The sequence below is a fragment of the Halomonas sp. 113 genome (genome assembly GCF_904067645.1).
Taxonomy (GTDB): domain Bacteria; phylum Pseudomonadota; class Gammaproteobacteria; order Pseudomonadales; family Halomonadaceae; genus Vreelandella; species Vreelandella titanicae.
Window position 1 is genome coordinate 314822 of the sequence record NZ_LR881453.1, and the last position, 22623, is coordinate 337444.

At 56.3% G+C, this 22623-nt stretch carries 23 protein-coding genes; 6 read left to right on the forward strand and 17 right to left on the reverse strand.

Features of this window, described 5'->3' with window-relative positions:
• Positions 1–94: 94 nt before the first annotated feature.
• Entirely contained in the window at positions 95–1255 is a 1161-nt protein-coding gene (locus YERSI8AC_RS01685; RefSeq protein ID WP_138801356.1) for an aminotransferase class I/II-fold pyridoxal phosphate-dependent enzyme, read from the forward strand.
• Positions 1255–1983: a DNA/RNA nuclease SfsA gene (sfsA, locus tag YERSI8AC_RS01690; RefSeq protein WP_171051217.1), complete on the forward strand. Its 729-nt coding sequence runs from the start codon at positions 1255–1257 to the stop codon at positions 1981–1983. The genes YERSI8AC_RS01685 and sfsA overlap by 1 nt, the downstream gene beginning before the upstream one ends.
• Before the next feature lie 146 nt (positions 1984–2129).
• Here the strand turns inward: sfsA and YERSI8AC_RS01695 are convergent, their stop codons facing one another.
• From YERSI8AC_RS01695 to YERSI8AC_RS01720, 6 genes are all read right to left on the reverse strand, one after another.
• A complete protein-coding gene (locus YERSI8AC_RS01695; protein ID WP_022520688.1) occupies positions 2130–2579 on the reverse strand; it encodes a DUF4426 domain-containing protein in 450 nt (149 codons plus the stop codon).
• 39 nt (positions 2580–2618) lie between these two features.
• Positions 2619–3212: a methionine biosynthesis protein MetW gene (gene metW, locus YERSI8AC_RS01700; protein WP_041159454.1), complete on the reverse strand. Its 594-nt coding sequence runs from the start codon at positions 3210–3212 to the stop codon at positions 2619–2621.
• A complete protein-coding gene (gene metX, locus YERSI8AC_RS01705; RefSeq protein WP_138801354.1) occupies positions 3212–4438 on the reverse strand; it encodes a homoserine O-succinyltransferase MetX in 1227 nt (408 codons plus the stop codon). The genes metW and metX overlap by 1 nt, the downstream gene beginning before the upstream one ends.
• Before the next feature lie 217 nt (positions 4439–4655).
• Entirely contained in the window at positions 4656–5249 is a 594-nt protein-coding gene (locus tag YERSI8AC_RS01710; protein WP_009287945.1) for a YggT family protein, read from the reverse strand.
• 55 nt (positions 5250–5304) lie between these two features.
• Positions 5305–6129 carry a pyrroline-5-carboxylate reductase gene (gene proC / locus YERSI8AC_RS01715; protein ID WP_009287946.1) on the reverse strand — a complete coding sequence of 275 codons (825 nt, stop codon included), beginning with the start codon at positions 6127–6129 and terminating at the stop codon, positions 5305–5307.
• Between the two features lie 55 nt (positions 6130–6184).
• Positions 6185–6901, reverse strand: a complete 717-nt coding sequence (locus tag YERSI8AC_RS01720; RefSeq protein ID WP_138801352.1) for a YggS family pyridoxal phosphate-dependent enzyme — start codon at positions 6899–6901, stop codon at positions 6185–6187.
• A gap of 32 nt (positions 6902–6933) precedes the next feature.
• Between YERSI8AC_RS01720 and YERSI8AC_RS01725 the strand changes: the two genes are divergently transcribed.
• On the forward strand, positions 6934–7977 hold the full coding sequence (locus YERSI8AC_RS01725; protein ID WP_138801351.1) for a type IV pilus twitching motility protein PilT: 1044 nt from the start codon (positions 6934–6936) through the stop codon (positions 7975–7977).
• Positions 7978–8203: 226 nt separating this feature from the next.
• On the opposite strand, the gene YERSI8AC_RS01730 is transcribed toward YERSI8AC_RS01725, so the two are convergent.
• Positions 8204–9343: an anhydro-N-acetylmuramic acid kinase gene (locus tag YERSI8AC_RS01730; protein ID WP_138801350.1), complete on the reverse strand. Its 1140-nt coding sequence runs from the start codon at positions 9341–9343 to the stop codon at positions 8204–8206.
• A gap of 145 nt (positions 9344–9488) precedes the next feature.
• On the opposite strand from YERSI8AC_RS01730, the gene tyrS reads away from it, so the two are divergent.
• Both tyrS and YERSI8AC_RS01740 read left to right on the forward strand, forming a co-directional pair.
• Positions 9489–10688, forward strand: coding sequence for a tyrosine--tRNA ligase (tyrS, locus tag YERSI8AC_RS01735; RefSeq protein ID WP_009287950.1), 1200 nt, complete (start codon positions 9489–9491; stop codon positions 10686–10688).
• Positions 10689–11234: 546 nt separating this feature from the next.
• On the forward strand, positions 11235–12566 hold the full coding sequence (locus YERSI8AC_RS01740; RefSeq protein WP_138801697.1) for a deoxyguanosinetriphosphate triphosphohydrolase: 1332 nt from the start codon (positions 11235–11237) through the stop codon (positions 12564–12566).
• A gap of 11 nt (positions 12567–12577) precedes the next feature.
• Here the strand turns inward: YERSI8AC_RS01740 and YERSI8AC_RS01745 are convergent, their stop codons facing one another.
• The 3 genes from YERSI8AC_RS01745 to YERSI8AC_RS01755 form a co-directional block, all read right to left on the reverse strand.
• Entirely contained in the window at positions 12578–13486 is a 909-nt protein-coding gene (locus tag YERSI8AC_RS01745; protein ID WP_159175966.1) for a nuclease-related domain-containing protein, read from the reverse strand.
• A 69-nt stretch (positions 13487–13555) separates the two neighbouring features.
• Complete coding sequence (locus YERSI8AC_RS01750) at positions 13556–13930, reverse strand: translation initiation factor Sui1 (protein ID WP_159175967.1); 375 nt, start codon at positions 13928–13930, stop codon at positions 13556–13558.
• Between the two features lie 2 nt (positions 13931–13932).
• Positions 13933–14631: an HAD family hydrolase gene (locus tag YERSI8AC_RS01755; RefSeq protein WP_027958964.1), complete on the reverse strand. Its 699-nt coding sequence runs from the start codon at positions 14629–14631 to the stop codon at positions 13933–13935.
• A 286-nt stretch (positions 14632–14917) separates the two neighbouring features.
• Between YERSI8AC_RS01755 and YERSI8AC_RS01760 the strand changes: the two genes are divergently transcribed.
• The gene (locus YERSI8AC_RS01760) at positions 14918–15349 is read left to right on the forward strand and encodes a hypothetical protein (protein ID WP_159175968.1); all 432 of its coding nucleotides are present in this window, start codon (positions 14918–14920) and stop codon (positions 15347–15349) included.
• Positions 15350–15365: 16 nt separating this feature from the next.
• On the opposite strand, the gene YERSI8AC_RS01765 is transcribed toward YERSI8AC_RS01760, so the two are convergent.
• From YERSI8AC_RS01765 to tkt, 7 genes are all read right to left on the reverse strand, one after another.
• Positions 15366–15716 (reverse strand): hypothetical protein, encoded by a 351-nt coding sequence (locus tag YERSI8AC_RS01765; RefSeq protein WP_027958962.1) that lies wholly within the window; start codon positions 15714–15716, stop codon positions 15366–15368.
• A gap of 150 nt (positions 15717–15866) precedes the next feature.
• Entirely contained in the window at positions 15867–16931 is a 1065-nt protein-coding gene (fba, locus tag YERSI8AC_RS01770; RefSeq protein ID WP_159175969.1) for a class II fructose-bisphosphate aldolase, read from the reverse strand.
• Between the two features lie 106 nt (positions 16932–17037).
• A complete protein-coding gene (locus tag YERSI8AC_RS01775; RefSeq protein WP_159175970.1) occupies positions 17038–18219 on the reverse strand; it encodes a phosphoglycerate kinase in 1182 nt (393 codons plus the stop codon).
• A 60-nt stretch (positions 18220–18279) separates the two neighbouring features.
• Complete coding sequence (locus YERSI8AC_RS01780) at positions 18280–19317, reverse strand: type I glyceraldehyde-3-phosphate dehydrogenase (RefSeq protein ID WP_159175971.1); 1038 nt, start codon at positions 19315–19317, stop codon at positions 18280–18282.
• Positions 19318–19425: 108 nt separating this feature from the next.
• A complete protein-coding gene (locus YERSI8AC_RS01785; RefSeq protein ID WP_009288691.1) occupies positions 19426–20151 on the reverse strand; it encodes an LrgB family protein in 726 nt (241 codons plus the stop codon).
• Positions 20141–20494: a CidA/LrgA family protein gene (locus tag YERSI8AC_RS01790; protein WP_159175972.1), complete on the reverse strand. Its 354-nt coding sequence runs from the start codon at positions 20492–20494 to the stop codon at positions 20141–20143. Before YERSI8AC_RS01790 ends, YERSI8AC_RS01785 begins: the two co-directional genes overlap by 11 nt.
• Positions 20495–20497: 3 nt before the next feature.
• A complete protein-coding gene (gene tkt / locus YERSI8AC_RS01795; RefSeq protein ID WP_159175973.1) occupies positions 20498–22489 on the reverse strand; it encodes a transketolase in 1992 nt (663 codons plus the stop codon).
• Positions 22490–22623: the final 134 nt, after the last annotated feature.

Below are 22623 nucleotides of genomic sequence, written 5' to 3' on the forward strand. Positions count from 1 at the left end.
ATGAATGTTTGGCCTTGAATATGACTAGCGCCATGTTTTAGTTAGTTTTTCAATATTTGTCCAGTTTCAAAAATGATTAGATGAAGGAGCCGTTATGGCCTGGAATTCGCGTGTCGATCACGTTGCCCCTTTTCGGGTCATGCGTTTGCTGGAAATGGCCCAGGCGCGGGAAGCCGCCGGCCACGATGTGATTCACCTGGAAGTAGGCGAGCCGGATTTTGCTACCCCCGAGCCAATTATCGCTGCCGGGCAGCAGGCGTTGGCCAGTGGCCATACCCGCTACACCCCAGCGGCTGGGCTGCCCGCACTGCGCGAGGCGATCGCCGGACATTACGCCGAGCACTTTAACGCTACGGTGGATCCTGCGCGTATTTTGGTAACGCCCGGGGCGTCGGGGGCGCTGCTGCTGGCCAGCCAGTTATTAGTCGAAACCGGCTCGCGGGTGCTGATGGCTGACCCTAACTACCCCTGCAATCGTCACTTTATGGCGCTAGCTGGCGCTGAGATTGATGCGGTATCCGTGGGGCGAGATAGCGGCTGGCAGTTGGACGCTGCCCTGGTCGCCCAGCATTGGCATGAGGACACAAGCCTGGCGATGTTGGCGTCGCCCTCTAACCCTACCGGCCACACGTTGAGCGCGCAACAGCTCTCTGCAGTGCTGGCAGCGGTCGCTGAGCGCGAAGGCGAGGTCATCGTCGATGAGATCTACCAGGGCCTCAACTACGACGATGCACCGCTCTCAGCGACCTCGCTCTCCGCCAACGCCTTTGTGGTCAACAGCTTCTCAAAATATTTTGGTATGACCGGCTGGCGCCTGGGCTGGCTGGTGGCGCCAGAGCATGCAGTGGAGCCATTAACGCGGCTGGCGCAGAACATGTTTCTGGCCGCGCCGACGCCTTCGCAGCATGCCGCCCTGGCGGCGTTTACGCCCGAGTGTCGTGGTGTTCTTGAACAGCGCCGTGAAACCCTGAAAGAGCGCCGCCAAGTGCTGCTGGAGGGCCTTGCAGGCTTGGGGTTGGCACCGGATCTCCCGCCCCAGGGGGCGTTTTATTTGTGGTTGGATATCTCCCGCTACAGCCGCGATAGCCAGGCCTTCTGCGAGCGCTTATTGCAGGAGGAGAACGTGGCGATTACCCCGGGTATTGATTTTGCCGTACGTGGCGGCGAACACCATGTGCGCATTGCGTTCACCAATGATGTGGCTCGGCTGGAAGAGGCGGTGGCTCGGATTGCACGCTTTGTGGGCAGGCTGTGATGCTGACTTATCCGGCGCTGGTGCCGGGCACGCTGATCAAGCGTTATAAGCGCTTTCTCGCCGATGTGCGTTTGGATGATGGTCGCGAAGTCGTCGCCCACTGCCCCAATACCGGCTCGATGAAGGCGGTGAACGTGCCAGGGTGCCGAGTGTGGCTGTCACCCAGCGATAACCCCAAGCGCAAGCTTGCCTGGACGTGGGAGCTTATCGAGCTGCCGCAAGCGGATGGGCAGGTGGCGCTCGCCTCGGTGCATACCGGCCGCGCTAACCGCATCGTGGAAGCGGCGCTGGAGGCGGGGGCTTTGGCACCGTTGGCAGGCTACGCCACTCTGCGCCGGGAGGTGAAAGTGGCCGACGCCCGCCTCGATTTTAGGCTGGATGACCCAGAGCGGGGGCGGGCGTATATCGAGGTGAAGCAGGTCACCCTCAAAGAGCAGGACGGCCACGGCTACTTTCCGGACTCGGTAAGTGTGCGCGGTACCAAGCATCTGCATTCGCTGCGAGTGCTGGCAGAGCAGGGCGAACGGGCGGTGCTGCTGTTTTGTGTCGCCCACGAAGGTATTGCCGATGTGGCCGCCGCAGCCCATATCGACGCGACTTATGCGGCAGCCCTAGCGGAGGTCTCGGCCAGCGGGGTGGAAGTGCTGGCCTATGGTATTGAGGTGGTGCGGGAGCAAGAGCGCCCCATTGGAGTGCGGTTAACCCGCAGCCTGCCTGTACGGCTTTAAAGTGGCATGAGCTTGCCGAGGGCAGGTGACGCAAGGGCGCTGTGAACCCTTCCTTGGGCGCTACTTTCGCCATCCATGGCGAAAGACCCTTGCTTACACCAACCCTCGGCGCTTTGGATGCTAATTTATATGTTTCTAGGTACGACTTAGCGATCAATATAAAAACGCTGAATAAAGTTCACCGGTTCGGGGGCGGCGTTGCGGTCGTAGCGCACGCTTAGCTCAAAGCGCATGTTCTCATCGTCGAGTAGGGTAAAAGGCGCCAGGTGGTAGGTGGCATCGCCGTCGTGCACGGTGCGAAAGCTGAGCGACTCCTGAGCGCCCGTCAAGCCGCTTACGTGGCCCTGTACGCTGGCGTTAACGGGGCGGGTACTGCCATCCTCCTGGCGTTCGCGCACGCTCACATTGACCAGGCCGCGGTTGGCGCTGCGCTGGAGATTGTTCGCTTGGGCCACTTCCGGGGTCAAAAAGCTGCTGTTCACCGCGCTGTAGTGAATCTCGTAATCACCCACGCTGACGAACTGCTCAGCGTGGGCCCCAGCGGCGGCGAAGAGCATGCCGACAAGGGCGGCACTCATCATTAATCTGCGTAACATGGCGTGGCTCCTTGGGTTGCGTTTAAGAGCGATGAATATCTAGCGGCGACGAACGCGGAAAATGGCAATTTCACCAAATAGATTGGGCCATAGCCGCGATTTCCAGTGACCTTGATGATCCCCCACGCCCACCGCGCGATCAACAATCATCAAGCCCTTCTCGCGGCACAGATGCTCAAAGTCGTTGAACGTTGAGAGATGGATATTGGGCGTGTCGTACCAGGCGTGGGGCAGCGATTTGGATACCGGCATATAGCCGCGCAGACCCAAATGAACACGGTGACGCCAGTAGGCGAAGTTGGGGAAAGTGATGATGCCCTCTTCGGCGACACGCAGCATTTCATCGAGCATCCTGTCCGGACGGCGCAGCGCCTGCAGCGCCTGGGTCATAATCACCTGGTCATAACTGTTATCGCAGAAGCTGCTTAAACCGTCATCCAGGTTGTGCTCAATCACGCTGACGCCCCGGGCGACGCAGGCATTAATGCCGTCATGGTCGATCTCTAAGCCATAGCCGGTCACGCCTTTATTGTTCGCCAGGGTCTCCAGCAGCTCGCCGTCGCCACAGGCGAGGTCGAGCACGTGCGCTCCTTCGGGCACCCAGTCATAAATCAGTTCAAGATCGGCGCGCATCATGGCGTTTCCTCTGAGCTCTTTGCATCTTCGCTTGCTTCATCTGTACCCGCTTCGGCGAGGCTAAGTTCGCCGGCAGCGCGGTTCATAAAGGCGCTGAAGATGGCGTCGTAGCGCGGCTCTGAGAGTAAGAAGGCATCGTGCCCATGGGGCGAGTCGATGTTGGCGTAGCTAACCGCTTTGCCCGCACGAATGAGCGCATCGACCAGCTCGCGGGAGCGCGAGGGCGGAAAGCGCCAGTCGGTGGTAAAGCTAACAATCAAAAACGGGCACTGCGCTGGGGCCAGGGCTTTGGCTAAGTCGCCCCCTTGGGTGGCGGATGGGTCAAAGTAGTCCAGCGCTTTGGTCATCAGCAGGTAAGTATTGGCATCAAAGGCGGTGGAGAAGGTATCGCCCTGATAGCGCAAGTAGGACTCCACCTGGAACTCAACGTCAAAGCCGAAGTTAAGGTCGTCGCTACGCAAATCGCGGCCAAACTTGCTGCCCATGGCGTCTTCGGACAGATAGGTGATATGGCCCACCATGCGCGCGAGCTTAAGCCCGCGTTTGGGTACGGTGTCATGCTCGGCATACCAGCCGTCAAAAAACTCCGGATCAGAGCGAATCGCCTGACGGGCTACTTCGTTGAAAGCGATATTTTGCGCCGAGAGCCGTGGCGTGGCGGCAATCACCACCGCATTAGCCACCCGTTCCGGGTAGGTCATTGTCCACTGCATCACCTGCATGCCGCCCAAGCTGCCGCCCACCGCGGCGGCCCAGCGCTCAATCCCCAGGTGGTCGGCAAGCCGCGCCTGGCTAGCTACCCAATCGCTCACCGTGACCATGGGGAACTCAGGCCCCCATTGTCGACCGGTGTCGGGGTTATGACTGACCGGCCCGGTGCTGCCATGGCAGCCCCCAAGGTTATTAAGCGACACAACAAAAAAACGGTTGGTGTCGATCGCTTTGCCGGGGCCAATATGGGCATCCCACCAGCCGGGCTTGCGGTCTTCTTCGCTGTGGTAGCCCGCGGCGTGGTGGTGACCCGAGAGCGCGTGGCAAATCAGTACCGCGTTACTGCGATCGGCATTCAATGTGCCGTAGGTTTCGTAAATCAGCTCGTAGGCAGGCAGCACTTTGCCGCAGGCGAGAGCGAGCGGCGTGTCGAAGCGTGCCACGTGCGGGGTGACCACGCCGACGGAGCCCGCCGGTCGGTCTGCAAATGCAAGCGTATCTGAGTCAGGCATTGAAGGCGCTAGTCCTGCTGAAAGAGGGCGACTGAAGTAGATCCTGTAAACCTCTGATTAACTATTGCGCTTGCCCATACGGCGTTAAAAATCGCCTCAAAATGCTCATTTACAACCTGTAAATTCCGCTTTTTCGTTGATTTTTGCCTTGTCTGGCCTGCACTCATTACGTTAATCAGAGGCTTCCTTGCTAAGAATACGGAGATGGCAGTTGCCATCACAGCCCGACCAGCGCGCCGGAAATGCCCGCCGCACGAATCAGGGCGCCGACCACCAAACCATCGATCAGGTTAATGGCGATAAACACCACGATAGGCGATAGATCGATCATGCCCAGCGGAGGAATCACTTTGCGTACCGGGGCCATAATCGGCTCTACCAACTGCATAACCAGCAGCGCACCTGGATGGCTGGCGTTGGGCGCTACCCAGCTCAAAATAATCATCACAATCAGGGCGAAGAAGTAGATTTTTAAAATTGCATTCGCCAAGGCGGCCGCACCGGCAATCAGCAGTCCAGCAATGGGTGGCATGCCAACGCCAATCACCATAAAAATGGCGATGATGCTAGCCACTTTCAATACAAAGCCTGCTGCTAAGGTGGCGAGGTCGAAGCGGCCAGCCACAGGGCCTAAAAAGCCTTGAAATAGCCCCACTACCGGCTGGGTGATTTTGACCACCGATTGGCTTAACGGGTTGTAGTAATCCGCCCGCGACGCTTGCAGCAGGAAGCGCAGCATGAGTAAAAAGAGGTAAATATTGATGAGGGTATTTACCAGCATTAACCCTGCACTGCCCAATTCATTGCCCATTATTATGTCTCCTTGATGATCCGGTAGCTTAGGCTGTGTTAGCCGAATGGCTGCATTAGCTGCCGCTTAGTTCCTTGGCCATTGCCTGGGCGCGGTCGGCGCAGGCCTGCATGGCGTCGGCAATCGTGGTGCGCAATTGTGCCTCTTCCATATGTTGAATGGCACGTTCGGTGGTGCCGCCCGGCGACATAACGTTCTGTTTCAGCGTGGCGGGGTCTTTATCACTCTGCTGCGCCATGGTGGCGGCACCCAGCGCGGTTTGAATAGCCAGGCGGCGCGCGGTAGCGGCAGGTAGGCCGAGTTTAACCGCGGCTTCTTCCATGGCTTCGAACATCAGAAAGAAGTAGGCCGGGGCGCTACCAGAAACAGCGGTGACTGCGTCTAACAGGGCTTCTTCTTCCACCCACTCCACAATGCCGACCGCTTCCATTAACTGGGTGGCCACGTCACGCTGGGCATCGCTGACGTTGGCATTGGCATAGAGGCCGCTGGCGCCATAACCGACCAGCGAGGGCGTATTGGGCATGCAGCGTACGATGGCATTCTGGCCGCCTAGCCACTGGTCGATCGTGCCGGCATCCAGGCCGGCAGCAATCGAGATGACCAACGGCTGCTGGCGCTGAACGCTGTCGCGCAACGCTTCGCATACGTTGCGCATGATTTGCGGCTTCACCGCGAGTACCACCACATCGGCCTCAGCCACCGCCGCATTGTTGTCGGTGTCTGTATTGATGCCTAAGCGTTGTTTAATCGATGTCAGTTCGCTGTCATTCGGCGCGGTGGCGGTAATAGTAGAAGGCGCGACGCCGCTGTCGATTAGGCCGCCGATAATGGCGCTGGCCATATTGCCGGCCCCAATGAAGGTAATCTTATTCGCCATGGTAGGTGTCCCTTAAGTAAAAGTGTTCTACGTAAAAAAGTGGGCTACTTTTCGTCTAAGCCGATGGGCGAGCGCCGAAAATTGCAGTGCCCAAACGCACCAGCGTGGCGCCTTCCAGCACCGCTGCTTCTAAATCGTCGCTCATGCCCATCGAGAGCGTATCAAGGGGCGCGTCTGGCAAGCTGCTTTGTAAGGCGGTAAAAGCTTCGCGTAGTGCTGCCAAAGGCTGGCGCTGAGCACTTATATCCTCTGTTGGAGCGGGGATCGCCATTAAACCGCGCAGGCGCAGATTAGGCAGCGTGGCGACTTCTTTGGCCAATTCCTCTAACTCCTCGGGCAGCACACCAGCTTTGCTCTCTTCTCGGCTGATATTAATCTGCAGGCAGATATTGAGCGGCGCAAGGTGCGTTGGGCGCTGCTCGTTAAGGCGTTTGGCAATTTTTAGCCGATCGACGCTGTGTACCCAGTCAAAGTGCTCGGCCACAGAGCGGGTTTTGTTGGACTGCAGGGGGCCAATGAAATGCCATACAATGCCGTCAAGATCAGTAAGTTCGGCCTGCTTTTCCAGCGCTTCTTGCAAATAGTTTTCACCAAATTCACGCTGACCCAACTGCCAAACCTGACGAATCATCGCCGCAGGCTTGGTTTTGCTGACGGCCAGTAGCTTGGCTGCACCCTGGGCGCGCCCCGCGTTTTCTAATGCATTATGCAGGCGTTCAAGCGCCTGAGCGTATGAATGGCCGAGTGACTCGTTAAGCGCGATGTCTGTCATACTCAAGCACCTTACCGCAGCTGGGAAGAGAGATGGATATTACCGAACTGCTAGCATTCTCGGCAAAGCAGAATGCCTCTGACTTGCACCTTTCGGCCGGTTTGCCGCCCATGATACGTGTTGATGGCGATATTCGTCGGCTCAATGTGCCCGCTATCGATAATAACGATGTTCGTAAATTGATCTACGCCATCATGAATGATCGTCAGCGGCGCGACTACGAAGAGCACCTGGAAATTGATTTTTCCTTTGAAGTGCCGGGGATCGCCCGCTTTCGTGTTAACGCCTTTACGCAAGCTCGCGGGGCGGGGGCGGTGTTTCGCACCATTCCCAATCAAGTACTTTCCATACAAACCCTTGGGCTCGGTGAGGTGTTCGAGCGCCTGGCGATGTTACCGCGGGGACTGGTGCTGGTGACTGGGCCAACGGGGTCGGGCAAAAGCACCACGCTGGCCGCCATGATCGATTACATTAACGATCATCGTTACGAGCACATTCTCACCATTGAAGACCCCGTCGAGTTTGTCCACGTTAGCAAGCGCTGTTTGATTAACCAACGCGAAGTGCATCGCGACACCCATAGCTTTGCCGATGCGTTGCGTAGCGCGCTGCGTGAAGACCCGGATGTGATTCTGGTCGGCGAGCTGCGTGATCTGGAGACTATCCGCTTAGCACTGACCGCTGCTGAAACCGGTCATCTGGTGCTGGGAACGCTGCATACCACCTCTGCCGTCAAGACAATCGACCGGATCATCGATGTTTTTCCCAGCGAAGAGAAAGCCATGGTGCGCTCCATGCTTTCGGAATCGCTCCAGGCAGTGGTGTCGCAATCGCTGCTTAAACGTCAGGGCGGCGGGCGCGTAGCGGCCCACGAAATCCTCATGGCCACTTCTGCAGTGCGCAACTTGATCCGCGAAGACAAAGTGGCACAGATGTACTCAGCCATTCAAACCGGTGGTAGCCTGGGTATGCAAACGCTGGATGCCGCGCTGTCTCGGTTAGTCAATGAGGGCGTTGTAAGCATAGAGGAAGCCCAGGCTCAGGCTAAAGGCACTCTCGCCGCAAAAGATGAATAATTTAGGCTTTGTACGAAAACTGCCTGCGCTCGGCCATGCTGTGTTAAATAACGGCTCGTGCGCGAGTCCGATCAAAATGCTCATTTACACTCCGTAAACTCCGCTTTTTCGCCGTTTTTTTGCCTTGCCTGACCTTCGCTCGCCGACTTTTCGTATAAAAGCCTAAGCCTTGTGACGTACCCACTGCTTTTCTTTGAGGTCTAGGGGCGTATTCAAACAATGAGTATTAGGGGGCATAGATTCCGCCCAATACCCGGGGGCCCTGCGCGCCGGTGACTGAGGGCAAGTTGCCTGGCAGGTGGTGCAGACGCTGGTGCGCCAACCAGGCAAAGGCGCCCGCTTCAATCCAGTCTTCAGGCCAGCCGTACGCCGCTGGCGAAGTGAGCGTTGCGCGCGGGAGATGATAGGCAAGGCGCTGCATTAAGTAGCCGTTGTGAGCGCCGCCACCAGCGGTGATCAGCGTTAGTGAACCGTCACTGATCTGCAGTTGCTCAATGCCTTGAGCAACACTGACGGCAGTGAGTTCGGCCAACGTCGCCTGAACATCGGCGGCGGATTCCTGGCCGCTGAGATGTTGGCGGAGCCAAGCCAGGTGGAAAAGCTCACGCCCCGTACTTCTCGGCGGCGGCTGCTGGAAAAACGGTTCTGATAACAACCGAGCTAACAGCGCTTCATCTACCTTGCCGCTAGCGGCCCAGGCGCCATCTTGATCAAAGCGACCGCCCTGATGCAAGGCAAACCAGCCATCCAATAAAACATTTGCGGGCCCGGTATCGAAACCGATCACGGGGTCGCTTGGCTGGCTAGAAAGCCAAGTGAAGTTGGCAAAGCCGCCTAAATTAAGCACCAGCTGATGCGCATCTGCTCGCCCAAATAGCGCCTGATGAAACGCTGGTGCCAGCGGTGCAGCTTGACCTCCTGCGGCTAAGTCTCTGCGACGAAAATCGGCGACCACCGTGCAGCCGGTGAGTTCTGCCAGCAAGCTTGGATTATCCAACTGCAGTGTATACGCCGGGCCGTCGCCGTGGCCTGCGGGGGCATGCTCAATGGTTTGGCCGTGACTGCCGATAGCACTGATCTGTTCTATACCCACTGAAAGGGGTGCTAATAAGTGCTGCACGGCTTGGGCCTGGCATTGGCAGAACGCGTGTTCCGCTGCTGCGAGCTGCGCAAAACTGACCTGCTCTGCATGGCACAGTTTAAACAGTAGGCGATGAAGCTCGTCCGGCATCGGTTCGGCATGGGTTGCCAACAGGTGCGGCGGCGAATCACCTTCGATGGCGATAAGTGCTGCATCGATACCGTCCAGACTAGTGCCGGACATCAGGCCAATATAGTAAAGCGGCGTAGCGGTAGGCGTTTTCATAAGCGAACTCGTACAAAGCTGGGCTGAGACTAAACCAGGGTGAGAGCGAAACCAAGGCTCAACCAAGGCGAGCGAGCATGGTAACATCGTCGGCTATTTATCACCTGAGCCCGGTAAGGGCGGTTCTTTATAGTGGAGAGAGGCAATGAGTGAGGTGGATCAGGCTTTAGCGCTGCTGTCGCGGGGTACGCATGAAATCCTGGTAGAGGATGAGCTAAAACAGAAGCTGGCTTCAGGCCGCAAACTGCGTATCAAAGCGGGTTTTGATCCCACGGCCCCTGACTTACACCTGGGGCACAGCGTATTGCTGACCAAAATGCGCCAGTTTCAGGATTTGGGGCACACGGTTATCTTTTTGATCGGTGACTTTACCGGGCGTATTGGTGACCCTACCGGTAAGAACGTGACGCGCAAACCGCTCACTGAAGAGGATGTGAAAGCCAACGCCGAAACCTATAAAGAGCAAGTGTTTAAAATCCTCGACCCTGAAAAGACCGAGGTACGTTTTAACGCCGAATGGTTTGGCGAGCTCTCCGCTGCCAAAATGATTGAGCTGGCTGCCCAAAGCACCGTCGCCCGTATGCTGGAACGGGATGACTTTGAAAAGCGCTATAAAGCCAATCAGTCCATTGCCATTCACGAATTTCTCTACCCGCTGGTACAGGGCTACGACTCGGTAGCGCTTGAGGCGGACGTGGAGCTGGGCGGCACTGACCAGAAGTTCAACCTGCTGATGGGGCGCGAAATTCAAAAACACTTCGGCCAGGAGCCCCAGGTGGTCATTACCATGCCGCTGTTGGAAGGGTTAGACGGCGTGCAGAAGATGTCGAAGTCCCTGGGCAACTACATTGGTGTCGATGAAGCGCCGGGCTCCATGTTCAATAAGCTGGTCTCCATGCCGGATAGCTTGATGTGGCGCTATTTTGAGCTGCTCTCTTTGAAATCGAACGAAGAGATTGACGCGCTCAAGCAGAGCGTTGAGCAGGGCGCGAACCCGCGGGATATCAAAATGGAGCTGGCCCGTGAGCTAATTGCCCGCTACCACGGCGATGAAGCAGCCGCCAGTGCGCACAAGTCAGCGGGTAATCAACTGGCTGATGGCGAGCTGCCAGAAGATCTGCCGGAAGTCACGGTCGATTTTGAGGGCAGTGAGCAAGCACCTATTGCAGCAGTGCTTAATAGAGCTGAGCTTGCGAATAACAGTGCCCAAGCCAAAGACATGCTGGGTAATGGCCGAGTTAAAGTCGACGGCGACGTCGTTGCCAAAGACACTATGCTGGCGACAGGTAAGAGCTATGTTATTCAAGCTGGTAAGAAACGTTACGCTCGTGTGACGCTTATTTGAACTTTCTGTCAAAAAGCCCTTGCCAACCCGTCAGCGAATCCGTAAAGTACGCATCCGCTGCCGGGGACGCCAAGCGTTACCAGCGGTGAATGAAGTGTAAAAGCTTCGGTTTGTCAGGTAGTTAGTGCTTTTACGAAAGCCAGCGGTTTTGGATGTGGTCAGGTTTGCATCGAAAACAACGCCCTTGACAACCACCAGGAAATGCGTAGAATACGCCTTCCTCGCTGAGGCAAGCCAGTTCAACGGCAAGCCGTGTGGCCCAGTTGGTTTATTAGCTAGCCACCACAGCGAAACAGCTCTTTAACAATTTGATCAGGTAATTCATGTGGGCGCTTGCTGATGTTGGTGACAAATCATCAAATATCAAGGCAAGCGACTCAACCACCTCACGCCTCACGCCTCACGCCTCACGCCTCACGCCTCACGCCTCACGCCTCACGCCTCACGCCTCACGCCTCACGCCTCACGCCTCACGCCTCACGCCTCACACTAACGTGCGGTTTTCCGGCGTTTTATGTCAGAATGCACTCCTCAGGAGGAATGCCCATGACTCAGATGCGCTGGGAACAGTTACTTTCCCCACGACGTCTTCACGATCAACGCTCAACAAGTACCCGTGAAATCGGTCGTAGCCCGTTTCATAAAGATCACGACCGTATTGTTTTCTCAGGTTCATTTAGACGCCTAGGGCGCAAGACCCAGGTGCATCCGCTAACCGAAAACGATCATATTCATACGCGCCTAACTCACTCGCTGGAGGTTGGCTGTGTAGGCCGCTCCTTGGGCATGATTGTGGGGGAGTTGCTGCGCGATCGCCTGCCTGAATGGATTACGCCTGCTGACCTTGGCGTCATTGTCCAAACAGCGTGCCTGGGACATGACATCGGGAATCCCCCTTTTGGCCATGCGGGAGAGTATGCAATCCGTGATTGGTTTCAGCGCGCTCAAAGCAGTGGCCTGTTAGAAGGCCTTTCAAACGCTGAGCGCGAAGATCTGTTGACCTATGAAGGCAACGCCCAGGGTTTTCGGGTGATTACCCAGATCGAATATAACCAGTTTAATGGCGGTATGCGGCTTTCTGCGGCCACCTTGGGTGCATTGCTTAAATACCCTTGGACGGTTCGTTATGGTGGTCGAGCGGGCAAGTTTGGCGCCTATCAGTCAGAGCAGGTGCTGCTCAAAGAGGTGGCTGAAGCGGTAGGGTTGTTGCCCCAAGGCGAGCAGCGCTGGTGTCGCCATCCACTGGCGTGGCTGGTCGAGGCGGCAGATGATATCTGCTATGCCCTGTTGGATCTGGAAGATGGTTTGGAGATGGGCATCTTGCGCTATGAAGAGGTTGTCGAAATACTGCGCCAAATTGCCGGAGAGTTTCCGCCCGAGTATGCCGAAATGCAAGATCGTAATGTGTCACAGCGGCGCCGCATTGCACTGCTGCGAGGAGCTGCGATGGAGCGCGCGGTCAATGATGTTGGCACGGTGTTTGTGCAGCACGAGCAGGCCCTGCTGAGCGGCACACTCAGTGAGGATCTGTTGGAGCTGTGCCACCCTGACCTGGGATGGGGTGTTCAAGCGGCGAAGCAGTTGGCTCGAGAGCGCATTTTCCAGAATGAGCGTAAGGCGAAGCTCGAGATTGGCGCCTATACGACACTGGGTATCCTGTTGGAAGCCTTTATTGGCGCTGCACACGAGCTTCACCACACAGGGCACTCATCGTTTAAACACCAGCGTGTACTGGCCCTGATAGGTGAAAACACGCCCCTGCCATCTTGGTCACTCTACGATAGCTATCGGCGAATGCTGGACTTTATCGGTGGGATGACAGACCACTACGCGGTGGATCTAGCCCAGGAGATGGGCGGCCGACTGCGCGGTGATTGAGTACTGTTTAATTAAACCGAAGGTTGGCTCAGGTGCTTCAACTCCATCAACTGAGCGCGCTCAAGAAGCACATTAATGACCTTGTCATGGATGGCATCGTTGAGTGGGCCTGGGGTCAGCTCGGTCAGCTGCTTAGCAAGCGTGTCCCCGCTGACCACTAAAATATCAGGAGCGGCTTCGCTGTTATCTATTTTCCAACCCGGCAGCACCAATACGCCCCGTACCGGGACGGGCACGCCACAGCGCCGCTCTAACCAGTGAGTCAGCCAGTTAACCCCTTGGCGAGTTTTATGCAGTGGCCGACGCTCTTGCCAATGGGGAAAGCGCAACCGCTCGCGTTCCACCGCGACTGTATTGAGCTCATTGCCATCGGTGCCGATAGCGAGTGTTCTTGCCCGTGTCTCAACCACAAATACGCCATGGGGCGTTACTACGACGTGATCGATCGTGAAGCTATCGGTAGGCACATCGTGAAATACATAGTAAGGGTGTGCATCAGGGCGGACTAAGCGCTCCAGCTCTTGGCCAACGGCGAGCTCACAGGCTAAGCCTAACTTTAGCCGTCGGATACGCTGATAGTCGCGTACCAGCAATAATGAAAAAGTCAGTACCAGCAACGTACTAAGTAGCCCATACAGCGCCCACTCAACCCAATCCTGTTTATCCACAAACAGCATGCGTCCCATACCATACACAAGCGGGGCAAGACTGATAATCGGCCCTAAGGCACCGTTTAAAAATAAGCTGGAAAACGCCTGGTCAAGGCGGTGTCGCAACGCTTGGCCCGGCTCATGAAGGGGGGCGTTGAATGGGGAGTGAACGCGAGCATCATGCAGGCTGCGCAGCGCAAGGACAATACTGGCCATTGCCGCCATGGGGAATAAAAAAATTAGGGGTAGCACGTATTCCAGCCAAGCCATTGCAGTGCCTTGCTCTATAGCGACTTACCCGATGGTAAGCCCCGATGGAAAGTTATAGTGGCGTAGAGGCTAACCCCCAGCGAGTTTAACTTGGTAGCCAAGGGCGCTTAACTCCTGACGCAGGGTGTCTCGGTGGTCGCCTTGAATTTCAATAATACCCTCTTTAATTGCCCCACCCGTTCCACACCGCTTTTTAAGCGTTTTAGCTAACGTTTTAAGCTCTTCGCCAGGCAGAGGAATGCCACTGACGGTGGTTACGCCTTTACCTTTACGGCCACTCGTTTCGCGGCGAATGCGTACTATGCCATCAAGCGCCGCCAGCCGCTGCTGTTCGCTCAGATCATCGCAGTGGCAGTCATTGAGTGGCTCGCGGCAAGTGGGGCAGGTTTTGCCATGTTCGGTGGAATAAACCAGCCCACCGAGCTGGTCTCGTAAAGAGGCCATTTTTATCCTCCAATTGAGTGTTGGGGCACAGGGGTTTGCCAATACTCACGGGTGAGTCGCTCCACTACAGCGGGTAGCTGATACATATTACTAATCATGATAGCGTTTTCAGGCGTTGTCTCGGCATCCGGGAAACGGTTTAAGTGGATCACCGTCATTCCCGCCTGAAGCGCCGCGCGTACGCCTACTAAGGCATCGTCTATGGCAATGCAGTCATGCGCTGAATAGCCCATGATACTCGCTGCATGTAGATGTAAACAGGGTTCGGGCTTCCAGCAATTAGCGGTATAGCCACTGAAAAAACGTTTACCGAAGTAGTGGCTGAGCCCTGTCGCTTCTAAAGCCGTATGAATTTTGCTTTCAGGTCCATTAGAAACCACTGCACTGGGATAAGCCGCCAGAGTATCCAGCGCTTCTTGGGCGCCGGGGATGGTGGTCAGCTCTTGGGCAAGCCGGGTGGCTAGATTGGCTCGCATAGAGACTTCCATGCGGTCAAGCTGGTCAGGGTCAACGTTACCGTAGCGTTGTTGCAGTTCAGCAACGATGCGTCGAAAGCGCGCTCCACGAAATTCGCCAAGATAATCAGTAGACGCGAAAGGCAGGCCTACTGAATTGAGCCCGGCAGCCATCTCTTCAGCCAGTAGCGGCTCACTATCGACAAGAGTGCCATCACAGTCAAACAGCAAAAGTGGGAGCGGCATTGTGGTTCCTTGCAGCGGCTGATGCACTGCCAGTGTTAGTTGAAGCCATCCATACTGCTATTGAACGGGATTTTACGTCATTTGTGAACACTGTTTTGTTATTTTTTGCTTGCCTGAACGTGACTCTTGAGCCAGCTTAAATGGCTACACTCATTTTACTGGCTACTGTTGTAGGCCATCTAGCGTCAGCAGACGCAGTAGTACAAGCGATGGAAATGCCTCAGCTGCGCTGAAGAGATAGTGGGGATGCACTATTCTTTCATAACCACGACATGGAGAATGCCTAATGCGATTAACCCCTTGGTTTCTACCCTTTGCACTTAGCGCTGCCTTATTAACGACCACTGGCTATGTGTTTGCTGATAATCATGCGCCTGAGGGTGAACAGCACGAACCTCTGGATGATGAAGCGCTTGAAGAGGAGTACGGCATTAAAGCGGGATCAGTAAAGCGTGATGAAGGTGAAGGCGCTTCTTCTAGCGATTCCGAAGGCGCTGATGAGCAGGCACGCGTCCGTGAAGAAGAAGAGGAAGAAGAGAAAAACGAAGAAGTAGCCACTAGCGAGGGCGAAGCTGACGTCGAGTTAGAATCGGGTGAGAGTGAAGAGCGAAACCCAGAGGCGGGCACGGGCGGCACTGGCAGCCCAGAAGATGCCATTCATAGCAGCGAAGAAGAGAATAGCGAAGATGACGAGGATGGCACCGACGATAATGCATAACGTCAGTGCCTAAGCGTTACTTGGCGAGTCGGCGCGAGTTAGCGCTACTACGCTGATGGTAAGGCTTCATTGTGCGCTGGCTGGTCACCCACCAGGGAGCCTGCTTGCCGCTCATTGAGTTGAGCAGCGCTTTTTGCATGACGAGGCCAGCTTCCATGCTGGCCTCGAGTTTTTCGGTGACCATACGTTGATTTTCTTGCATCATTTTGGGGCTGAAAAACGGCTGTGTTTGCCATAAATGATTTCGCATAGTGATCGTCGACAAAGACGTCGACCATAGCTCAAAGGCCATGATACCGACTTTCCATATATCGAACATCGCTACCGGGGGAGTGGGCATTAGGGGAAGGGAAGTTGTGGGTTTCATCAGCGTTGTGGCCTCCTTGCTGGAACACGAGACATCGTGACCTCATCTCCAGTGTTAGCGCATCTATGCTGCATTGCAATATCTATTTAATTAGCCACAAAAAAAGACGACCGGTTGGTCGTCTTTTTCGAAAGTGGGCCAATTACAAGCTTATTTTACCTCGGGAGCCAGTTCGCCGCGCTCATAGCGCAGGAACATCTCTTCCAAGCTGAGCGGCTTAATCTTACTGGCATTGCCGGCCGTACCAAAGGCTTCGTAGCGGGCGATACATAGATCGCGCATCGCGGTAACGGTCTCTTTCAAGAACTTACGTGGGTCGAATTCTGACGGGTTCTCAGCCAGGAAGCGACGCACGGCACCGGTAGACGCCAAGCGTAGGTCGGTGTCGATGTTGACCTTACGCACGCCGTGCTTAATGCCCTCAACGATCTCTTCGACTGGCACGCCGTACGTTTCGGGGATCTCACCGCCGTGCTGGTTAATCACTTCCAGCCACTCCTGGGGAACAGAAGAAGAGCCGTGCATGACCAGATGGGTGTCCGGAATCCGCGCGTGGATCTCTTTAATACGCTGGATAGAGAGCGTGTCACCGGTAGGCGGCTTAGTGAACTTGTAAGCGCCGTGGCTGGTGCCAATGGCAATCGCCAGTGCGTCCACATGGGTCGCTTTCACAAACTCTGCGGCTTCTTCTGGGTCGGTAAGCAGTTGCTCCATATCCAGCTTGCCTTCCGCGCCAATACCGTCTTCTTCACCGGCCATGCCGGTTTCCAGGCTGCCCAGGCAGCCCAACTCGCCTTCGACGGAAACGCCACAGGCGTGAGCCATTTCCACCGCGCGGCGGGTAACATTGACGTTATAATCGTAGTCGGTGGGCGTTTTACCATCTTCACCCAGCGAGCCATCCATCATCACCGAGGAGAAGCCGAGCTGAATAGAACGCTGGCAGACCGCAGGGCTGGTGCCGTGATCCTGGTGCATGACCACAGGGATATGCGGAAACTCTTCGACGGCCGCCAAAATCAGATGGCGCAGGAAGGGCGCACCCGCGTACTTGCGTGCACCGGCAGATGCTTGCACGATGACCGGCGAATCGGTGGCATCAGCGGCTTCCATAATGGCGCGCATCTGCTCAAGGTTGTTGACGTTGAACGCCGGAATGCCGTAACCATATTCGGCGGCGTGGTCGAGCATCTGGCGCATGCTGATCAAAGCCATGAAGTTACCTTATCTATGTTGTAAAGACTGGGTTGTCAAAATTGGGTTTAAAGACTGAGCTACCAGTTTGAACGATGGTGAGTGTTCAGATTCAAGTCGTGTAATGTTAACCGCGTTTGGCGGCGGCTTCGAGTGCAGCAACGGCAGGCAACTGCTTGCCTTCGACATACTCAAGAAAGGCGCCGCCACCGGTTGAAATGTACGAAACGCGATCCGCAATAGCATATTTATCAATGGCCGCTAAGGTATCGCCGCCACCGGCAATAGAGAAACCTGCGCTATCAGCGATAGCCTGGGCGATTACCTGGGTACCTTTACCGAATTGGTCGATTTCAAAGACGCCGACAGGCCCATTCCATAAAATAGTGCCTGCATCCTTAAGCATGCTGGCCAAATGTGCAGCGGTGTCTGGGCCAATATCCAGAATCATCTCGTTATCAGCCACCTGATCGACCGGCTTGACAACGGCCTTGGCCGACTCAGAAAACTCGGTGGCAACGACAACATCGGTAGGAAGTGGAATCGAGACCTTCTCCATCAGTGCTTTGGCTTGGCCCACCAAATCAGCCTCATGGAGTGATTTACCGACATTGTACCCCGCGGCGGCAATAAAGGTGTTGGCGATACCGCCGCCGACAATCAGTTGATCACATTTATCCGCCAGCGCGGTGAGGACATCCAGCTTGGTAGAGACCTTTGAGCCACCGACGATGGCTGCCATGGGCCGAGTCGGGTGTGCTAGGGCTTTCTCAAGTGCATCGAGTTCCTGGGCAAGTAAAGGCCCAGCACACGCGCTGGGGGCAAAGCGCGCCACGCCATGGGTAGAGGCTTGGGCACGGTGGGCGGTGCCAAAAGCGTCCATCACAAAAATATCGCACAGCGCGGCGTACTGTTTCGCCAACTGCTCATCATCTTTTTTCTCGCCGCTGTTAAAGCGCACGTTCTCTAACAGTACGACGTCGCCATTGGCGAGATCCAGCGTTTCGCCGACCGTTTCACCGAGATAGGCTTTGATCAGCGGCACTGAGCGGCCTAACAGTTCACCCAAGTGCTCAGCCACCGGCGCGAGGGAAAACTCCTCAGCGGGTTCACCTTCGGTGGGGCGCCCTAAATGGCTCATCAACATCACCTTCGCCCCAGCCTTTGCGGCGGCTTGAATGGTCGGCAGTGCGGCGCGCAGGCGGGCATCGCTGGAGACGCGGCCATGTTTGATGGGCACATTCAAATCTTCACGAATCAGCACGCGTTGTCCTTCCAGGGGAAGGTCAGTCATCTTTTTTACATTCATGGAAGCGGTTTCCTCGTGTTTAGGCCGTGGAACTCAATATAAACAGTTAATGCAAATAGGTTACGTTTCTGTCGAAAGTCTGGCCAGTCGCTGGCTAATATCGAGCATACGGTTAGCGAACCCCCACTCATTGTCGAACCAGCACAGCAGTTTGATAAGGCGCTTGCCAGCCACTCGGGTTTGGGTAGCGTCCAGGATGCCTGAGCGAGGGTCGTGATTAAAATCAACCGACGCCATAGGCGCTTCAGTATAGCCAAGCACGCCCTTTAAGCGCTGCTGACTGGCGGCCAGCAGCAGGTTATTTACATCGTCGCGGTGAGTGTCGCGGCTGACGGTGAGTGCCACGTCCATGGCAGAGACATTGATAGTGGGAACACGTACGTGCAGGCACTCAAAGCGGTTCGCAAGATTGGGCATCAAGCGGCTAATACCCAGCGCCAAGCCGGTATCCACCGGCACAATGGAGTGCATTGCCGAGCGGGTCAGACGCAGGTCGGTCTGGTGGTAGGCATCGATCACCGGCTGGTCATTCATCGCCGAATGAATCGTCGTGGTGACACCGTGCTCAAGGCCGAGAGCTTCATCCAGAACGGTCAACAGCGGCACCAGGCAGTTGGTGGTGCACGAAGCGGCAGAGAGTATGCGCTGGGAAAGCGCCAGCTCGCCTTCATTAATGCCCCACACAATGGTGGCATCGACATCATTTTCCGCTGGCTGGGAAAACAGCAGCCGCTTAGCGCCTGCCGCTAAGTGCAGCTCAGCGATGGCACGATCTTTAAAGCTCCCGGAGCACTCCAGCACCAGATCCACATCAAGCGCCTTCCAGGGTAACTTGTGTGGATCTTGTTCGCAGAGTACCTGGATGCGCTGGCCGTTGACGATAAGGTACTGACCGTCGTTATCGACGTCACCGGGAAAGCGGCCATGGGTGGTGTCGTAACGGGTTAGATAGGTGATGGTCGCGAGATCAGAGAGTTCATTAATGGCGACCACTTCAAGTTCGGGGTGTCGCCGCTCGACGAGCGCCCGCAACACGCATTGGCCAATGCGTCCGTAACCGTTAATGGCGATGCGATACCTGGGAGCAGAATTAGCCATGCAGAAGGGTGGCTCTTAAAAGTGAATCAACAATAATCGAAATAGGCTAGAACTCGTTGTGATGATAACGTATTTCAGCGGACGATTCTTATTAACTGCCGGTGCCTATCAGCTGCCCATGCTTATTAATCGCCAGGCGAGTGGCAGCAGTACTGCGGTGAAAATACCGGTAAGGCTCATGCCCAGTGATGCAAAAGCCCCAGCGGTGGGGCTGATCTCAAATGCCCTTACCGTGCCAATGGCATGGCCGTTAAGCCCCAGGGCGAAACCGATCAAGCGCTCATCGTCAATATGCAGCCAACGCGCAGCGAGGCTGACACAGGGAATCGTGATCACCCCGGTGACCAGCAGCGCACCCAACAGCAGGGCTACCGTACCACCAAGCTGTTCCGTAATGCCGATAGCGATAGGCGCGGTTACCGATTTAGCGGCAATGGAAGCGAGTATGGTGTCCGAGCTGCCCAGTAACCAAGCAATTGCCAGTGAATAGCAAGCTGCCAGCGTTGCGGCGATGGGTAAACAAATCGCCAGCGGTCGCCATAATTCAACAATCCGCGGCAACTGTTGATAAAGCGGCATACCCAGCGCCACCGTGGCTGGCCCCAATAGCACCGTTAGCCATGTGGCCCCCTGCTGATAGGTAGCGTAAGGCAGCCCTATCAGCGCTAACGCTCCCGCCAGTAGCAGCGCCGCGATCAAAATAGCGGGAAGCCAAGAAGGGCGCTTTAAACGCTGGAACAGAGCACTACCAAGCAAATAAGCGGCGAGCGTTAACCCCACCGCAAATAGCGGGGTGGTGGTTAATAGAGTGAGCAGCGGTGTATCAGCGGACATGCGGCTGCCCGATTAGTCGCTTGAGCAGCCACAGCGTGGTTATCACGCTGAGTAACGTACCCAACACCAAGGCAATAAGAATGGCACTCCACTGCCCGGCCAGTTCACCGATGATGAAAAACACACCCACAACGCCAGGCATAATCAGCATGGCGAGTAGCGCAATGAGTGGTTGGGCGGCAGCGGCAATGCTAGTAGGGACTCGGCCTCGAACGGCGAGCGTAGCGCAGAGCAGCAACATGCCGATCACGCCTGACGAGATCGGCAAAGCGGTGAAATGGATTACCACTTCACCGATAAGCCAGTAGCTAATCAGCCATAGAAAGCCACTGAGTGCTGGCATGGCTTAGCCGAGTAGTTCGTTGGCTTGCTTGACCACATTGTCGACGGTAAAGCCGAAGTGCTTGAACAGATCCCCCGCTGGTGCGGATTCACCGTAGGTGGTCATGCCGATCACGCGGCCGTCAAGACCCACATACTTGTACCAGTAGTCGGCATGGGCGGCTTCGATGGCGATACGCTTGGTCACCGCCTTGGGCAACACGCTCTCACGGTACTCGGCGTCCTGGCCGTTAAAGCGATAGGCCGAGGGCATGGAGACCACGCGTACCGCTTTGCCCTGCTGCTCGAGCTCGGCGGCGGCGTCCATGGCCAGGCCGACTTCAGAACCAGTGGCAATCAGTATCAACTCGGGCGTTCCTTCGCTGTCCTTAAGAACGTACGCACCGTTCTGAATGGCTGCCAACTGAGCTTTAGTGCGCTGCTGGTGGGGCAGGTTCTGGCGTGACAGCACCAGCGCCGTGGGGCCAGAGTGACGCTTGATGGCCGCATCCCAGGCGGCGGCGGTTTCCACCGCATCACAGGGACGCCAGGTATTGAGGTTCGGCGTGGTACGCAGGCTGGTGAGCTGCTCAATGGGCTGGTGAGTCGGGCCATCTTCACCCAGGCCGATGGAGTCGTGGGTAAACACGTAAATCACCTGCTGGCCCATCAGCGACGCCATGCGAATCGAGTTACGCATGTACTCCATAAAGATCAGGAAGGTCGCGCCGTAAGGTACCAGGCCGCCGTGTAGGGCGATGCCGTTCATGACCGCCCCCATGCCAAACTCACGGACACCGTAGTGCAGGTAGTTACCGCTGGCGTCTTCCGGGGTGATCGCTTGGGCGCCTTTCCAGAAGGTCAGGTTAGACGGCGCCAGGTCGGCACTGCCACCCAACAGTTCCGGCATTTGCGGGCCGATCACATTGAGTGCTTCAAACGAGGCTTTGCGTGAGGCAATGGTCTCGCCACGCTCTTGGGCCTGCTCAATTAAGGCTTCAGTGGGCAGTTCCGCGGGCAGCTGGCGCTTCATCCGGCGGGTGAACTCCCGCGCTTCCGTGGGGAAGGCTTCTGCATAGCGGGCGAAACGCGCGTCCCACGCCTGTTGAGCTGCTTTGCCAGCTTCACGAGCATCCCAAGCGGAGTAGATCGGCTCGGGAATATGGAACGGGGCATGGGGCCAGTCGAGCTGGGTACGCGCCAGAGCCACTTCGTCATCGCCTAAGGGCGCACCGTGGGCGTCCTCTTTGCCCTGCTTGTTGGGCGCACCAAAGCCGATAATGGTTTTGCAGATAATCAGGCTCGGCTTATCGTCGTGGCTCTTGGCCAGCTCAATAGCGGCTTTCACTTCTTCAGGCTTGTGACCATCTACATTGGGCACCACGTGCCAGCCGTAAGCTTCAAAACGCTTGGCGGTATCGTCGGTAAACCAGCCTTCCACTTCACCATCGATAGAGATGCCGTTATCGTCGTATACAGTGATCAGCTTACCCAGCTGCTGAGTACCGGCCAGGGAGGCCGCTTCGTGGGAGATCCCTTCCATTAAGCAGCCGTCACCTACAAAGCACCATGTGTGGTGGTCAACGATGGTGTGGCCGGGGCGGTTAAACTGCGCCGCCAGAGTTTTTTCCGCGATGGCAAAGCCCACGGCATTGGCAAAACCCTGACCCAGTGGGCCAGTGGTGGTTTCAATGCCGGGCGCGTAGCCGAATTCCGGGTGGCCCGCGGTGGGCGAATGCAGCTGGCGGAAATTCTGCAGCTGTTCCAGGCTTAGCTCGTAGCCGCTGAGGTGGAGCAGCGAGTAAAGCAGCATGGAGCCGTGGCCATTGGAGAGCACAAAGCGGTCACGATCGGCCCACTTGGGGTCTTCGGGATTGTGCTTGAGGTAGTCATTCCATAGCACCTCGGCGATATCAGCCATACCCATGGGGGCGCCCGGGTGGCCGGATTTGACCTTCTGAACGGCATCCATGGACAGGGCGCGAATGGCATTGGCTAGCTCAAAACGGGACGGCATGGGGGTGCTCCTCGCCTGAAAACAGAAATTATAAAGGCGCTATTGTCGCTGACTTCCCATGTTGCGGCAAATGTAGCGGCAAATTCTGGGGATCACGTTCTGGGAAGCATCGCCGACAGCGTGTAGACTCTGCC

What these genes read in the sequence shown, in the direction of transcription:
- YERSI8AC_RS01775 (WP_159175970.1), bottom strand. Translation starts at nt 18,219, where the DNA reads ATGAATGTAAAAAAGATGACTGACCTTCCCCTGGAAGGACAACGCGTG.
- metW (WP_041159454.1), bottom strand. Translation starts at nt 3,212, where the DNA reads ATGCGCGCCGATCTTGAACTGATTTATGACTGGGTGCCCGAAGGAGCG.
- YERSI8AC_RS01785 (WP_009288691.1), bottom strand. Translation starts at nt 20,151, where the DNA reads ATGTCCGCTGATACACCGCTGCTCACTCTATTAACCACCACCCCGCTA.
- YERSI8AC_RS01695 (WP_022520688.1), bottom strand. Translation starts at nt 2,579, where the DNA reads ATGTTACGCAGATTAATGATGAGTGCCGCCCTTGTCGGCATGCTCTTC.
- proC (WP_009287946.1), bottom strand. Translation starts at nt 6,129, where the DNA reads ATGGCGAATAAGATTACCTTCATTGGGGCCGGCAATATGGCCAGCGCC.
- YERSI8AC_RS01720 (WP_138801352.1), bottom strand. Translation starts at nt 6,901, where the DNA reads ATGACAGACATCGCGCTTAACGAGTCACTCGGCCATTCATACGCTCAG.
- fba (WP_159175969.1), bottom strand. Translation starts at nt 16,931, where the DNA reads ATGGCTTTGATCAGCATGCGCCAGATGCTCGACCACGCCGCCGAATAT.
- YERSI8AC_RS01780 (WP_159175971.1), bottom strand. Translation starts at nt 19,317, where the DNA reads ATGGCTAATTCTGCTCCCAGGTATCGCATCGCCATTAACGGTTACGGA.
- metX (WP_138801354.1), bottom strand. Translation starts at nt 4,438, where the DNA reads ATGCCTGACTCAGATACGCTTGCATTTGCAGACCGACCGGCGGGCTCC.
- sfsA (WP_171051217.1), top strand. Translation starts at nt 1,255, where the DNA reads ATGCTGACTTATCCGGCGCTGGTGCCGGGCACGCTGATCAAGCGTTAT.
- YERSI8AC_RS01755 (WP_027958964.1), bottom strand. Translation starts at nt 14,631, where the DNA reads ATGCCGCTCCCACTTTTGCTGTTTGACTGTGATGGCACTCTTGTCGAT.
- YERSI8AC_RS01685 (WP_138801356.1), top strand. Translation starts at nt 95, where the DNA reads ATGGCCTGGAATTCGCGTGTCGATCACGTTGCCCCTTTTCGGGTCATG.
- YERSI8AC_RS01730 (WP_138801350.1), bottom strand. Translation starts at nt 9,343, where the DNA reads ATGAAAACGCCTACCGCTACGCCGCTTTACTATATTGGCCTGATGTCC.
- YERSI8AC_RS01790 (WP_159175972.1), bottom strand. Translation starts at nt 20,494, where the DNA reads ATGCCAGCACTCAGTGGCTTTCTATGGCTGATTAGCTACTGGCTTATC.
- YERSI8AC_RS01740 (WP_138801697.1), top strand. Translation starts at nt 11,235, where the DNA reads ATGACTCAGATGCGCTGGGAACAGTTACTTTCCCCACGACGTCTTCAC.
- YERSI8AC_RS01750 (WP_159175967.1), bottom strand. Translation starts at nt 13,930, where the DNA reads ATGGCCTCTTTACGAGACCAGCTCGGTGGGCTGGTTTATTCCACCGAA.
- YERSI8AC_RS01765 (WP_027958962.1), bottom strand. Translation starts at nt 15,716, where the DNA reads ATGAAACCCACAACTTCCCTTCCCCTAATGCCCACTCCCCCGGTAGCG.
- tkt (WP_159175973.1), bottom strand. Translation starts at nt 22,489, where the DNA reads ATGCCGTCCCGTTTTGAGCTAGCCAATGCCATTCGCGCCCTGTCCATG.
- YERSI8AC_RS01760 (WP_159175968.1), top strand. Translation starts at nt 14,918, where the DNA reads ATGCGATTAACCCCTTGGTTTCTACCCTTTGCACTTAGCGCTGCCTTA.
- YERSI8AC_RS01710 (WP_009287945.1), bottom strand. Translation starts at nt 5,249, where the DNA reads ATGGGCAATGAATTGGGCAGTGCAGGGTTAATGCTGGTAAATACCCTC.
- YERSI8AC_RS01745 (WP_159175966.1), bottom strand. Translation starts at nt 13,486, where the DNA reads ATGGCTTGGCTGGAATACGTGCTACCCCTAATTTTTTTATTCCCCATG.
- tyrS (WP_009287950.1), top strand. Translation starts at nt 9,489, where the DNA reads ATGAGTGAGGTGGATCAGGCTTTAGCGCTGCTGTCGCGGGGTACGCAT.
- YERSI8AC_RS01725 (WP_138801351.1), top strand. Translation starts at nt 6,934, where the DNA reads ATGGATATTACCGAACTGCTAGCATTCTCGGCAAAGCAGAATGCCTCT.